The 13,648-nt window shown below is 66.3% G+C and carries 10 protein-coding genes, 1 tRNA gene and 1 pseudogene; 8 read left to right on the plus strand and 4 right to left on the minus strand.

Translation table 11 applies throughout. From position 1 onward, the window contains the following. Window positions 1–104 precede the first annotated feature (104 nt). The 4 genes and pseudogenes from AC3WS4_RS14420 to AC3WS4_RS14435 all read left to right on the plus strand — a co-directional run. On the plus strand, window positions 105–320 hold the full coding sequence (locus AC3WS4_RS14420; RefSeq protein ID WP_056351262.1) for a hypothetical protein: 216 nt from the start codon (window positions 105–107) through the stop codon (window positions 318–320). Beyond that, a complete protein-coding gene (locus AC3WS4_RS14425) occupies window positions 313–801 on the plus strand; it encodes a cell division protein ZapA (RefSeq protein WP_492739556.1) in 489 nt (162 codons plus the stop codon). Before AC3WS4_RS14420 ends, AC3WS4_RS14425 begins: the two co-directional genes overlap by 8 nt. 220 nt (window positions 802–1,021) lie before the next feature. Next, complete coding sequence (locus AC3WS4_RS14430; protein WP_492739555.1) at window positions 1,022–1,615, plus strand: 5-formyltetrahydrofolate cyclo-ligase; 594 nt, start codon at window positions 1,022–1,024, stop codon at window positions 1,613–1,615. Then, window positions 1,612–1,830: pseudogene (locus AC3WS4_RS14435) on the plus strand (DUF2842 domain-containing protein); the annotation flags it as partial. The gene AC3WS4_RS14430 and the pseudogene AC3WS4_RS14435, both read left to right, overlap by 4 nt. Before the next feature lie 108 nt (window positions 1,831–1,938). Here AC3WS4_RS14435 and AC3WS4_RS14440 read toward each other — a convergent pair. After that, window positions 1,939–2,015: transfer RNA gene (locus AC3WS4_RS14440), tRNA-Asp, on the minus strand. Window positions 2,016–2,058: 43 nt separating this feature from the next. After that, window positions 2,059–3,216 carry an AI-2E family transporter gene (locus tag AC3WS4_RS14445; protein WP_056352283.1) on the minus strand — a complete coding sequence of 386 codons (1,158 nt, stop codon included), beginning with the start codon at window positions 3,214–3,216 and terminating at the stop codon, window positions 2,059–2,061. Between the two features lie 237 nt (window positions 3,217–3,453). On the opposite strand from AC3WS4_RS14445, the gene AC3WS4_RS14450 reads away from it, so the two are divergent. From AC3WS4_RS14450 to AC3WS4_RS14465, 4 genes are all read left to right on the plus strand, one after another. After that, on the plus strand, window positions 3,454–4,458 hold the full coding sequence (locus tag AC3WS4_RS14450; protein ID WP_056351257.1) for a DUF11 domain-containing protein: 1,005 nt from the start codon (window positions 3,454–3,456) through the stop codon (window positions 4,456–4,458). Between the two features lie 11 nt (window positions 4,459–4,469). Beyond that, window positions 4,470–4,934, plus strand: coding sequence for a hypothetical protein (locus tag AC3WS4_RS14455; RefSeq protein ID WP_492739553.1), 465 nt, complete (start codon window positions 4,470–4,472; stop codon window positions 4,932–4,934). Window positions 4,935–5,008: 74 nt separating this feature from the next. Further along, window positions 5,009–6,064: a hypothetical protein gene (locus AC3WS4_RS14460; RefSeq protein WP_492739552.1), complete on the plus strand. Its 1,056-nt coding sequence runs from the start codon at window positions 5,009–5,011 to the stop codon at window positions 6,062–6,064. 70 nt (window positions 6,065–6,134) lie between these two features. Then, entirely contained in the window at window positions 6,135–11,234 is a 5,100-nt protein-coding gene (locus AC3WS4_RS14465; RefSeq protein WP_492739551.1) for a hypothetical protein, read from the plus strand. A 102-nt stretch (window positions 11,235–11,336) separates the two neighbouring features. Here AC3WS4_RS14465 and AC3WS4_RS14470 read toward each other — a convergent pair whose 3' ends face one another. Next, complete coding sequence (locus tag AC3WS4_RS14470; RefSeq protein WP_492739550.1) at window positions 11,337–12,620, minus strand: dihydrolipoamide acetyltransferase family protein; 1,284 nt, start codon at window positions 12,618–12,620, stop codon at window positions 11,337–11,339. A 4-nt stretch (window positions 12,621–12,624) separates the two neighbouring features. Next, entirely contained in the window at window positions 12,625–13,629 is a 1,005-nt protein-coding gene (locus tag AC3WS4_RS14475) for an alpha-ketoacid dehydrogenase subunit beta (RefSeq protein WP_492742849.1), read from the minus strand. Window positions 13,630–13,648: the final 19 nt, after the last annotated feature.

Raw genomic sequence — 13,648 nt, forward strand, 5'->3', positions numbered from 1 at the left:
ATTCGGTGGGGACAGCCCTTTGCGGGGGGATGCCGCAGAGTCAACCGCTGTGGGCAAGAAATGCGCGCTTGAGGGCGCAATATTGCGCTGCTACGCCATGCATCATGGAACTCGACGAAGCCAGTCTCGCCATCGGCCGTATCGAGCGGGCGCTCAGCCGGATGGAAAAGGCGCTGACCGATCGCGCCGCCCGCCCGGCCGCCGCCCCCGCCGTTTCGGCAACCCCCTTGCCCCCTGCCGAACAGTCGGCGCTCAAGGCCGAAGTCGCGGCGGTGATCGGCGAACTCGACCGGCTGATCGCGGAGGCCGACCGTGGCTGACGTCAAACTCACCATCGCCGGACGCCCGTATGACGTGCATTGCGCCGACGGGCAGGAGGCCCAGCTGATCCAGCTTGCGAGCATCGTCGATGCCAAGGCGCGCGGCATCCAGGGCGGCACCGAAGTGCGCCAATTGCTGTTCGCGGCGCTGATGCTCGCCGACGAGACGCAGGACGCGCAGACCAAGGCGGGCAGTGCCGAACCGCAGCTCGATTCGCTGCGCGCCGCGATCGCGCTCGCCGAGAGCCGCGAAACGGCAGCACGCGACGAGCTGCGCGCCGCAATCTCGCGCGAGTCGGCAGCGCTCGCCGAAGCGAAAAAAGCCGCGGACGGCGAGCAAGCGGCGCTCGATGAACTCGAAAAGCTGCGTCAGGGCGCGCCCGTCGTCCCCGCGCCGGCAGCGCCCGCGCACGGACGCGCGCTTGGCCAGATTGCCGACCGCATCGAGGCGCTGGCGACGAAAGTCGAGCAAATCCCTTGAGGAAGCACGGCCGCCCCCCTACATAGGGGGTGGCGGGTACTGCCCGGCACGAGCTTTTGCGAAAATCCCTGAGGCGATACATCATCCTAGGGGGCTGTCCCTGCCCGGACCCTGGTCCGACGTATATGGTCCCCACCTGACGTTACTGGCGTCAGAGGATCTTCCAGCAAACGACCCACGGTGGTCCCGCCAACCACTTGATGAAGGCAGAGAGAAGGCGATGGCCGACACGTCCGCCGACCTGCCGAGCCAAAAGCAGCATTTGCGCGAGAAACTGCGCTTTCGGCGGCGCCATTTCGTCGCCAATCTCGACGAGTTCACACGCTTTGCCGCCTTTCGGGCGCTGCCGGCGCCGCTGGAGGCGCTGGTGGCCGCGCATGCCGTGACCGGCGCCTATGCGGCTTGGGGCGACGAGCCCGATATCCTGCCGATGCTCGCGGACAAGGCCGAGGCCCACGGGATCGCCCTTCCCCATCACGCCGGCCGGGTGGAGATGATGACCTTTCGCCGCTGGCGCCCCGCCGACCCGCTTGCGAAGGGGCCTTGGGGAACACGCCAACCCGCGAACAGCAGCGATTCGGCGACGCCGGCCCTGATCTTCTGCCCGCTGGTCGGATTCGACCGCAGCGGTGGCCGCATCGGCCAGGGCGGCGGCCACTACGACCGCTGGCTCGCCGCGCATCCCGACGCCTTGCGCATCGGCGTCGGCTGGTCGGTGCAGGAAATCGACGCGACGCCGATCGAATCCACCGACATGGCGCTCGACGCCGTGCTGACCGAACAGGAATTTATCGTGACCGGAGACCGTTTGTGACCCCTCAGCCGCAGCCCAGCTGGCGCAAACCCGCCGGCATGTTCCTGATCATGGTGCTGATCATCGTCTGGGCCGGACTGGTCGCCAGCCTGTCGCCCTGGGTCGGGGATTGGCCGGTGCTGGTCCAGGCCTTGTTCTACCTGACCGCAGGGATCGCCTGGATATGGATCCTGCCGCTGAAGCGGCTGCTGCGCTGGATGGAATTGGGGCGGTGGGGGGGGGGGGGGGGGGGGGGGGGGCTGACACCCCCCCCCCAATCCACAGTCTTCGCTTCGGAAAGCTTCCCAAGACGCGGTGGCCATTCCGTCCGAAAATGGAAGGAATGGCGCGAGTGACGGGGCTCGAACCCGCGACCTCCGGCGTGACAGGCCGGCACTCTAACCAACTGAGCTACACCCGCGTGTGCTTGGGAGCAGCGCCAATATGCGCCGCGCTCTTGCCTGTCAACCGTCGCTTTCGGGGTGGGTGCGATTTAATCGGTCGTGCATGTCGTCGACCGTAGTGAGCGTGCCGCGCTCGAACAGGAAACCGGCCAGATCGGGCGTTCCGGTCGACTGCAGCACGGTCTGGAGGATGAGCAGCAAGGGCACCGCGAGCAGCGCGCCCGGCGCGCCCCACACCCAGCCCCAGAAGCTCAAGGACACCAGAATCAGCAAAGGATTGATCGTCAGCCGCCGCCCGAGCACCAGCGGGGTGATCAGATTCGCCTCGATCGTATGCACGCCGATGAAGATCAGCGCCGGCAGCAGCGCGATACCCACCGCGTCGAAGGTCATCAACCCGCCGAGCCCGAGCAGGGTCGCGGCGACGATCGGCCCCAGATAGGGCACGAAATTGCACAAGGACACGATGCCGCCCCACATGAAGGGCGACGGCATGCCGAGCGCCCAGAGCAACAGCGACACCAGCAGCCCGAGGATCGCGTTGATCATCGTGATCGTCGCCAGATAGTCGGCGGTCGCATCGACGACATTCTGGATCACCCGCGCGGTCTGCATCGCGCCGTCGAAGCTGCCGCGCCGCCGAATCGTGCCCTTTCGCAACCGGGTCCAGCCGGCGAGGAAGAAAAAGATCACCAGCACCGCGAAGAACAGCTGGATCGCCGCGGTCGGGGCCGAGGTGATGAAATAGTCGACGACCGACGACGGTGCCTGCGCCGCGACCGCCTGCGCCGTAGCCTCGGTCCCGCTCGCCACCGACATCAAGGTGCGGTCGACGAATTTCTGCAGCGTCGAATAGAAATCGATCAGCGGCGCGAGATTGCTCTGGATGCGCGGGATCGATTCGGGAAGCCGCGCAAACCAGCCGGTCGCGGGGACGACGATGATCGCCAGCGCCGCATTGACCAGCATCAGGAAGCTTGAAAGTGCGAGGAACGACGCGAGCGCCGACGGCACCCCGCGCCGCTCGAGCCATTCGAGCAACGGCACCAACGCGATCGCGATGACGATCGCGGCGGTCAGCGGCAGGAAGAATTCGGCCCCCGCCTTGAGCGCGAAGGGAAAAGCGAGGCAGAACGCCGCGCCAATGATCAGCGTCAGCGCCGCGAGCAGGCGATCGCGGCGAAAATCGTCGATCTCGATCTGTTGCAGCGGATTGATGCGCGGCGGGCGTGCATCCTTATCCCCCCGATCCTCGGCCACGCGCCATATCTCCCTGTTAACCCGTCCTTCCTACGCCAGCTTCACGACCGGCGCCAGACGGCTCGCATCGGCCCGCCCAAACGGACTTCTGTCCAACTCTGGGCCAGAATCGCACTTTCTAACGGGGGCTTAACCAGAAATTTTCCTTTTTCGCCGATTGAGGGGTCACGGACCAGCCAATCGGAGTCAAAGATCATGGTGAATGCGCCTGTGGGGGGCGCGCTGCATCAGTATCGCATCCCTGCCATTTCTATTCTCGCGCTTGCCATTGCGCTCGCCCTGCCGATGCAGGCCCAGGCCGCCGGCACCCGCGCGGGTTCGACGATCAGCAACACCGCCAGCGCCAGCTATGACGCCGGCGGCGGCACCCAGACGATCGATTCGAACAAGGTCGACCTGCGCGTCGACGAACTGCTCGACGTCACGGTCGATTCGAGCGACCCCGCCGACGTCCCGACGACGCCCGGCGCGACCGCGCAATTGCTCACCTTTTCGGTCACCAACAACGGCAATGGCGAAGAAAGCTTCGCGCTTTCGACGATCGCCAATGGCGGCGGCGATGATTACGACCCGACGGTCACGCAAATCTACATCGATAACGGCGACGGCGTCTTCGATGCCAACACCGACACGCTTTATACGCCTGGCGCCAACGACCCGACGCTCGATCCCGACAAAAGCGTCACGATCTTCGTGCTTTCGACCACGCCCGGCGGCGTCAGCGACGGCAATCGCGGCACGGTAAGCCTGGTTGCCGCGGCGAAGACGGGCACCGGCGCGCCCGGCACCAGCTTCGCCGGCCAAGGCGACGGCGGCGGCGACGCCGTCGTCGGCTCGACCGGTGCCGACGGCCAGGACCAGGGCGCCTATGTCGTCTCGGCTGCGACGGTTTCGCTCGTCAAATCGGCGGTCATCGTCGATCCGTTCGGCGGCAGCGAGCCGGTTCCTGGCGCAACGATCACCTATACCATCGTCGCGACGGTCGCCGGGAGCGGCGCGGTGAACGGCCTCGCCATCACCGACAATATTCCCGCCGACACCAGCTATATCGCGAGTTCGATTACCCTCGGCGGTACCGGACTGACCGACGCGGCCGATGCCGACGCCGGCGATTACAATGGCACGCGGGTCAATGTCGCGCTCGGCACGGTGGCCGGCGGCCAGACCCGTACTGTCACCTTCCGAACCAAGATCGATTGATGGAGCAGAACATGCGCCTGTTTTTCCTAGCGTTCGCCGCGGTAATCCTGCCCGGCCAGGCTTTGGCGGCCAATCAGGTCGCGCTCGACAACAATGTGTTCGTCGAACGCGTCTCGACCGACGCCACCGGCAAGCAGCGCGTGCTGCTCGAAGAGCCGAAGGTCGTCGTTCCCGGCGACCGCCTGGTGTTCGTGCTCAACTATCGCAACGCGAGCGCGCAGCCGGCGGACAAGTTCGTGATCACCAACCCGCTGCCCGCGGCGGTCCGTTTCGCCGACGCCGGCGACACGCGGCCGTTCGTTTCGATCGACGGAGGCAAGACGTGGGGTCTGCTTCCCGAAATGACCGTGCGGCAGGCCGACGGGACGGTGCGTGCGGCGCAGCCGGGCGACGTCACGCACATCCGCTGGGCGTTCCAGAAGCCGATCCCGGCGGGCGGAACGGGCAAGCTGATGTTCCGTGGAGTTGTCAAATAAGCGTTTGAAATAAGCCGCCTGAAGGTTGCCGGCGGTGGGGAAAGGCAACCAACCAAAGCCCAGGAGTTCAGCTGATGACCAAGCTGACGAATATGGGCACCTTGGGTCTGGCGGCGATTGCAACTTTCGCCTCCGCGCCGGCGTTCGCCGCCGGCACGACCGCTGGTGCCTCGATCACGAATACCGCCACCGTCGATTTCCAGGTCGGTGGTGTGAGCCAGGTTCAGCAAAGCGCGTCGGACACTTTCGTGGTCGACCGCAAAATCAACCTGCTCGTCGAAGAAGTCGGCACCGTGACGACCAACGTCGTTCCGGGGCAGACCAACGCGATCACGACCTTCCAGTTGACCAACCAGTCGAACGAAGGGCTCGACTTCCTGCTCGCGGCCACCCAGATCACCGGCGGCACGGCGGCGCATGGCGGCACCGACAGCTTCAACGCGAGCAATATCCGGATTTATCGCGACAATCCGACGACCGGAACGGTCGGCAGTTGGGACGCGGGCGACGCCCTTGTCACCTATGTCGACGAACTGGCCGCTGATGCGATCACGCGTCTCTTTGTGCTCGCGGACATCCCCACCGGTCTCGCCAACGGCTCGGTTGCGGGTGTGCAACTGCGCGCCACGGCCCGTGAAGGCGGTGTTGTCGGTACGCAGGGTGCGGCGGTCAGCCAGACGGCGGGGGCCAATACGGCGGCCAAGGATACGGTCTTTGCCGACGGCATCGGCGTCAACGACGCCAATCGCGACGCGTCGCACAGCGACGACGACGATTATACGGTACAGACGGCGACGCTGACGGTCACCAAGACCAGCCGCGTGATCTCCGACCCGTTCAACCTGACCTCGAACCCCAAACTGATCCCGGGCGCGACGGTCGAATATTGCATCGCGGTGGCCAATACGGGCAGCGCCGACGCAACGGCGGTGTCGATCAGCGATAGCGTGCCGACGCAGTTGACCTTTACCGCCAGCACGATCCTGCTCAACGGGACGGTCACCAGCGGCACCTGCAACGCCGATGGTGCGGCGGGGGGCAGCTATGCCGCGCCCGTCGTGTCGGGGACGATCGCCACGGTGGCGGCGGGCGCGACGCGCACGCTGGTCTTCCGCGCAACCGTCAACTGATCGCGGAACAAGGATGAGGGCAGCGACGCCGGACTGGTTCCGGCGGCGCTCCCCCCTTGCCTGAGCGCCCATGACCCTTTTCCCGAAATGCCTGGCATTTGCGACCGCGCTGGTCGCGGCAGTGACGCTGCCCGCGGCGACGGGACGCGCCCAGACGATTTCCAATACCGCGTCGGCCGAATGGACCGCGAGCGGCCGGACCAGCCAGGCGCTGTCGAACCGCGTCGATGTGACGGTGACACCGCGCCCGCCTGAGCGGCCGACGATCCGCACCTATCGTCTGACCAACAACCTCGGTTCGGTGTCCGCGCCGGTCGTCCCGACCCGCTGCCAGGGCAATAGCGGAACCAGCCTGATCGAGCCCGCCGGCGCCTTCGCCGCCTTGCCGACCGATCCCGCCTCGCTCCAGCCGACCGGACGTTTTCACGCCGGTGAAGTGCTCGTGGTCGGCGTGACGTTGGCCGCCGCCAACAGGGATCCCAATGCGCGCGACACGCTCGATGTGACGCTTGAGCTTGAAAATGGCGATCGCGAGCGCATCACCTTGTCCGAAACCGCCGTAAACAGCGGCGAATTCGTCGGCATCATTAACACGATCAGCATTCCGCCGGCGCTGGTCGCGGGCGACTGCCGCCTGTCGGTCGCGCCGGGCTCGACCGTTACCATGCGCGTCAGCGACGCCGTTCAGGCCGACCTGGTCGCGACCGCCGAGATCAGCTTCCTCGTCGATCCGTTCGGCATCGTCTTCGACAGCGGCGACGGCGCCCCGGTCGCGGGCAGCCGCGTGACGATCGTCGACGCCGCGACCGGCCAGCCAGCGCGCGTGTTCGGCGACGACGGCGTGTCGAGCTATCCGTCGAGCGTCATCACCGGCCAGAGCGTCACCGACAGCGGCGGCACCGTCTATAATTTCCCGCCCGGGGACTATCGCTTCCCCTTTGTCGCGCCCGGTACTTATCGCCTGATCGTCGAGCCACCGGCCCCCTTCACTGCGCCATCGACCGCCGATCCCTCCGCTCTGGCCGGTTTCCGACGTCCCGACGACGGTTTGCCCTATACGATCACGACCGGGAGCTACGGCGCGGCGTTCACGCTCAGCGATCCGGCACCGGTGCGCATCGATATCCCGGTCGACCAGCCCGGCGGCGAACTGATCCTGCGCAAGACCACCTCGACGCAGGTCGCGGTGCCCGGCGACGTGATCCAGTACCGGATCGAAGTGTCGAACCGCGACGCGCGACGCGCCACCGGTGTGGTGACGGTGCGCGACGCGCTGCCCAAGGGGATGCGCCTGCGCCTCGACACGGTGCGCGCCGATGGTGCGCGTATCGATCCCGTCGTGGCCCGAAACGGTCGTGAGTTCAGCATCACCCTGCCCGCGCTTGCGCCGGCTCAGCGGGTACTGATCACCTATCTGGCCGAAGTCATCGTCTCGGCACAGCCCGGAAATGCGCTCAACCGCGCCACCGCGACCGACAATCGCGGGGCGACGAGCAATGTGTCCGAGGCGACGGTGTCGATCAAGCGCGACCAACTCGGCGACCGGATGACGATCATCGGGCGGATCACCGACGGCGGCTGCGGCGTGACCCCCGGCAAGGCCGAGGGAATCGGCGGCGTGCGCGTGATGCTGCAGGACGGGAGCTATGCCGTCACCGACCAGGACGGCCGCTATCATTTCGAGGGCGTGCGCCCGGGCCTGCATGTCGTGCAAATCGACCCGTCGACGCTGCCGCTCGACCGCGAACCCGTCGATTGCGCGCGCTCGACGGCAAGCGCGGGCAGCGCGATCTCGCGCTTTGTGCAGGGCCGCGGCGGTTCGCTGAAGCGCGCCGATTTCCGCGCCATCGCCAGCGCCCCTCGCGCTGCGCCCAACTTTCAGGCTGTCGAGGCGCCCGTGGTGCTCAGCGATCCCGAAGCCGCGGGCGCCAATCGCGACTGGCTGACCGGTCAGGCCCCCGGCATCGGCTGGCTGTTCCCCGCCCCCGACCATAATCCGCGCTCCAAGGCCGTGCGTGCCGCGATCAAGCATCCGCCGGGCCAGAGCGTCGCACTGACGATCAACGGCAAGCCGGTCGATCCGCTGAGCTTCGAAGGCACGAGCAAGTCCGCCGACGGCCAGGTCGCGGTCAGCCTGTGGCGCGGCATCGAAATCCGCGAAGGCGAAAACAGTCTTGTCGCGACGGTCAAGGACGCGAACGGAGTGACCGTCGAAACGCTCGAACGCCGCGTCCATTATTCGATCACCCCCATGCGTGCGGCGCTGATCCGCGAAAAATCGGTGCTGGTCGCCGACGGCGTGACGCGCCCGATGCTCGCGGTTCGCTTGACCGACCGCGACGGCAAGCCCATTCGCAGCGGCCTGACCGGCGATTTCAGCGTTCCCGCCCCCTATTACCCCGCGGTCGAAGCCGATGCGCAGCGGGCGCGCCAGCTCTCGGGGCTCGAACGCGCGCGTCCAGTGTGGAAGATCGATGGCGACGACGGCATCGCCTATATCGAGCTCGAACCGACGACCGCGTCGGGCACGCTGACGATCGACTTCGCGTTTCGCGACGACAAGGTCACCCGCAATCAGACGATCGAAACCTGGCTCGATCCGGGTAACCGCCCGTGGACCGTCGTCGGCTTCGCCGCGGGCACGATCGGCTACAACACGCTCGACGATCGCATGGAACCGGTCGCCGAGACGCTCGACGACCTCAACGGCGACGCGCGCCTCGCGCTCTATGCCAAGGGCCGGGTGCGCGGTAAGTGGCTGATGACGCTGGCTTATGACAGCGACAAGGACAAGGACGACGCGCTCTTCGGCGGCGTGATCGACCCGCGCGCCTATTATACCATCTACGCCGACCGCAACGAGACGCGCTACGACGCCGCCTCGGTGCGCAAGCTCTATCTGCGGCTCGAACGCCCGCAATTCTATGCGATGTTCGGCGATTTCGAGACCGGCATTTCGGAACCGCAGCTCGCCCGCTACCAGCGCGCGCTGAACGGCGGAAAAGCCGAATATCGCGGCAAGAATGTCGCGGCGACCGCGTTCGCCGCCGATACGCCGTACCGCTTCCGCCGCGACGAGATCCAGGGCAACGGCCTGACCGGTCCGTATCAGCTGGGCGCCAAGGATATCCTGCCGAACAGCGAACGGATCGTGATCGAGACGCGCGACCGGCTGCACAGCGAGCGGATTATCGATAAGCGCAGCCTGACGCGGCATATCGATTACGACATCGATTATTTCGCCGGCACATTGCGCTTCCGCGAGCCGGTGCTCAGCCGCTCGTCGGGGCTCGACCCGCAGTTCATCGTCGCCGAATATGAAGTCGACGGCATCGGCGAGCGTGTGCTCAACGCCGGTGGCCGCGTCAGCTATCAGTCGAACGATGAGAAGCTGCGCGTCGGCGCAACCTTCATCCACGACGAAGACAGCAACGCCAAGACCAACCTTGGCGGTGTCGATGCGCGCTATCGCCCGAACATCGACACCGAAATCCGTGCCGAGCTGGCGGTCAGCGATGCCTCGGCCAAGGCCGGCAGCGCGGTCGCCGCTGCCGGGCGCGCCACCGCCTGGCTGATCGAGGCCGAGCATCACAGCAGCACGATGGATGTGCTCGCCTATGTCCGCGAACGCGAAACCGGCTTCGGCGCCGGCCAGCTCAACCGCGGCGAGGACGGCACGCGCAAGTTCGGCGTCGACGCCCGGTTGCGCGCCACGCGTACGCTGTCGGTTACCGGCAGCGCCTGGCAGGAAGATTATCTCGACATCGGGTCGCGCCGCCGCGCCGCGCGCGCGCTGGTCGAATATGACAATGGCACCACCGTCGCGCGCGCCGGTGTCACGCACGCGGACGACCGGCTGTCGGACGGCACGCGCAACACGTCGAACATCGTCCAGTTCGGCGCGACCCAGCGCCTGTTCGAAAAGCGCCTCGAACTAGACGCCCAGACCGAGTTCGCGCTCGGGGGCAAGGATGCGAGCGTCGATTTCCCGACCCGCCACCGCCTCGGCGCGCGTTTCGCGGTGACCCGTGACGTCAACCTCGTCGGCAGCTACGAGATCGCCGACGGCGACACGATCAAGGCGCGCACCGCGCGGCTTGGTTTCGATCTGGCGCCCTGGGCTGGTGCCCGCTTGCTCGCGACCGCGAACCAGCAGGAAATCGGCGAATATGGCCCGCGCAGCTTCGCGGCCTATGGCCTCTCGCAATCGCTCCAGCTCGGCAAGAAGCTGACGGTCGATATTTCGGTCGATGGCAATCGCACGCTCGGCGGCATCCGCGCCGGCGACGTGCTCAACGTCGACCAGCCGGTCGCCTCGGGCGGTTTCCTGGGCGGAAACGGTACGCTGACCGAGGACTTCCTCGCAATCAGCACCGGCGCGACGTATCGTACCGAGCGCTGGACGCTGACCGGGCGCGCCGAATATCGCGATGGCGAGCTTGCGAACCGTTACGGGTTGACGCTCGGCGGCCTCCGCCAGCTCGGCGAAGGCCGTGCGCTCGGCGCGCTCTTCACTTACGCCAAGGCGAGCGGTGTCGGCACCGTGCCGACCACCGAGGTCATGAGCTTCGAGATGAGCTGGGCGCACCGCCCCGCCGAATCGCGCGTGTCATGGCTCAACAAAAGCGAATTTCGTTCGGACAAGGTCCGCGATGCCATCGCCGGCCAGCCCGGCCCGATCGGCGGCGGCGCGCTGACCATCGACGGCGACGCGACGAGCCGCCGCGCACTCAACAGCCTGTCGGTGAACTGGACCCCGATGGGCAATCGCGATCTGGACGGCCGCCGCAGAGACGACCGGATGTGGTATGAGCGCGGCGAGTTCGGCTTCTTCTGGGGCACGCGCTATAATTTCGACAAGTTCGGCGCGGACGACGTCAAGGGCTGGTCGAACCTGCTCGGCGCCGATTTCCGCTTCAACCTCGGCGAACATATCGATGTCGGCGCGTCGGGCACCGTGCGTGTCGGCACCGGCGGCGACACGGTGAGCTGGGCAGGCGGGCCGACGGTCACGCTGGCGCCGATGAAGAACGCCAATATCACATTGGGTTACAACTTCTCGGGCTTCCACGACCGCGATTTCGAGGACAGCCGCTATTCGCGATCGGGGGCCTATGTGACCTTCAAGCTGAAGTTCGACCAGACGAGCTTTCAGGGGCTGGGGTTGTAACCGGCCGAACAAATAGCTCCGTCATTGCGAGCGAAGCGAAGCAATCCAGAGTGGCGTAAACCGCTCTGGATTGCTTCGCTTCGCTCGCAATGACGAGGTGTCTCAGTCCGCGAACAGCAGAACCGGCGTCTCGACCAGCTTCTTGAGCGCCTGGACATAGCTCGCGGCATCCCAGCCATCGACGACGCGGTGGTCGCAGCTGATCGACAGATTCATCAGCTTCGCGCGGCGAATCTCGTCGCCGTCGAACACGGGCCGCTCGACGATCTTGTTCGGGCCGATGATCGCGACCTCCGGCCGGTTGATCACCGGGGTCGTCGCGATACCACCGAGCGGGCCGAGCGAGGTGACGGTCAGCGTGCCGCCGGTCAGTTCCTCGACCTTCGCCTTGCCGGTGCGCGCCGCTTCGGCCAAGCGCCTGATTTCACTCGCGAGTTGCCAGACATTCTTGTCCTGCGCGTCGCGGATCACCGGGACCATCAGTCCGGCGTCGGTCTGCGTCGCCATGCCGAGGTGCACCGCGCCATAACGCGTCACCACGCCGCCCTCGTCGTCGTAGCGCGCATTGATGATCGGGAATTGCGGGATGGTGCGGCAGATTGCGACGATCAGGAAGGGCAGCATTGTCAGCTTGGGACGGCCGCCGCGATTGGCGTTGAGGTCGGCGCGCATATCCTCCAGCGCCGTGACGTCCATTTCCTCGACATAAGTGAAGTGCGGGATCGCGCGTTTCGACGCCGCCATATTCTCGGCGATCTTGCGGCGCATGCCGATGACCTTGATCGGCTCGTCGGCGCGCGCGCGGCTCGCGCCGGGGGCATGATAGCCCTGCCCGCCGCTGTAGCGGAGGAAGGCGTCGAGGTCGGCATGGCGGATGCGGTCGCCCTCGGCGTGGATCTGGCCGAGATCGACGCCAAGATCCTTGGCGCGCGCGCGGACAGCGGGAGACGCGAGGACCTGACGATCGTGTGCGGGCGCGGCTACCGGGGCCAACACAGGTGCAGGAGCCGGCGCAGGCGTCGCAGCGGGAACCGGCGCAGCGACTTCGGCGACCGACGCTTCCTCGGCACCCGGCGTTTCCGCGACGATTTCTTTCTCGACCGGCGTGTCGGCGGGCGGCGCTTCGATCTCGCCATCTCCATCGCCGTCGGTCTCGATCACCGCGAGGGTCGAGCCGATCGGGATCAGGTCGCCGACCTCGCCCGCCAGTTCGACGACGACGCCCGACACGGGCGATTCCATTTCGACGGTCGCCTTGTCGGTCATCATGTCGGCAAGCTGCGCATCTTCCTCGACGCGCTCGCCGATCTTGACGTGCCAGGCAACGATTTCGGCCTCGGCGATGCCTTCGCCGATGTCGGGCAGACGGAATGAATAGCGGGCCATGACGTCAGTCCTTCAAAATCTTGGTGAGCGCGGTCGCGATGCGCACCGGGCCGGGGAAATAGGCCCATTCGAGGCTGTGCGGATAGGGCGTGTCGAAGCCGGTGACGCGTTCGACCGGCGCCTCGAGATGGTAGAAGCAGCGTTCCTGGACGAGCGCAGCGAGCTCGGCACCGAAGCCCGAGGTGCGCGTCGCTTCGTGGATGATCAGGCAGCGGCCGGTCTTTTGCACCGACGCCTCGATCGCCCCGATATCGAGCGGCAGCAGCGTGCGCAGGTCGATGATCTCGGCGTCGACGCCCATCTCCTCGACGATCGTCTTGGTGACATGGACCATCGTGCCATAGACGAGGATGGTCAGCGCTTCGCCGGCGCGAACCGTCGCGGCCTTGCCGAGTTCGATGCGGTAATGACCCTCGGGAACCGCGCTCGCTTCATGCTTCGACCAAGGCTCGACCGGGCGGTCGTAATAGCCACTGAACGGGCCGTTATAGATGCGCTTGGGTTCGAGAAAAACGACGGGGTCGTTATCCTCGATCGCCGCGATCAGCAGGCCCTTGGCATCATAGGGGTTCGACGGGATGACCGTCTTCACGCCGCAGATATGCGTCATGATGCTCTCGGGCGACTGGCTGTGGGTCTGACCACCGAAGATGCCGCCGCCGAAGGGGGTGCGCACCGTCATCGGGCAGATGAAGTCGGCCGCCGAGCGATAGCGCAGCCGTGCGGCCTCGCTCACCAACTGGTCGAGCCCCGGATAGATGTAATCGGCGAACTGGATTTCGGGGACCGGGCGCAGGCCATAGGCGCCCATGCCGACCGCGACCCCGATGATGCCGCATTCGTTGATCGGGGTGTCGAAGACGCGGGTCTTGCCATGCTTTTTCTGCAGGCCCGCGGTGGCGCGGAACACGCCGCCGAAATAGCCGACGTCCTCGCCCATCACGACGGTGTTGGGGTCGCGTTCGAGCATGACGTCCATGGCGCTGTTGATCGCCTCGATCATGTTCATGGTCTTGGTGGTCGCTTGA

This window comes from Sphingopyxis sp. EU05-FHT14B03, assembly GCF_058790875.1.

Coding starts and splice junctions, on each gene's coding strand:
- AC3WS4_RS14420 (WP_056351262.1), top strand. CDS start 105: ATGGAACTCGACGAAGCCAGTCTCGCCATCGGCCGTATCGAGCGGGCG.
- AC3WS4_RS14460 (WP_492739552.1), top strand. CDS start 5,009: ATGACCAAGCTGACGAATATGGGCACCTTGGGTCTGGCGGCGATTGCA.
- AC3WS4_RS14465 (WP_492739551.1), top strand. CDS start 6,135: ATGACCCTTTTCCCGAAATGCCTGGCATTTGCGACCGCGCTGGTCGCG.
- AC3WS4_RS14450 (WP_056351257.1), top strand. CDS start 3,454: ATGGTGAATGCGCCTGTGGGGGGCGCGCTGCATCAGTATCGCATCCCT.
- AC3WS4_RS14470 (WP_492739550.1), bottom strand. CDS start 12,620: ATGGCCCGCTATTCATTCCGTCTGCCCGACATCGGCGAAGGCATCGCC.
- AC3WS4_RS14455 (WP_492739553.1), top strand. CDS start 4,470: ATGCGCCTGTTTTTCCTAGCGTTCGCCGCGGTAATCCTGCCCGGCCAG.
- AC3WS4_RS14430 (WP_492739555.1), top strand. CDS start 1,022: ATGGCCGACACGTCCGCCGACCTGCCGAGCCAAAAGCAGCATTTGCGC.
- AC3WS4_RS14475 (WP_492742849.1), bottom strand. CDS start 13,629: ATGAACATGATCGAGGCGATCAACAGCGCCATGGACGTCATGCTCGAA.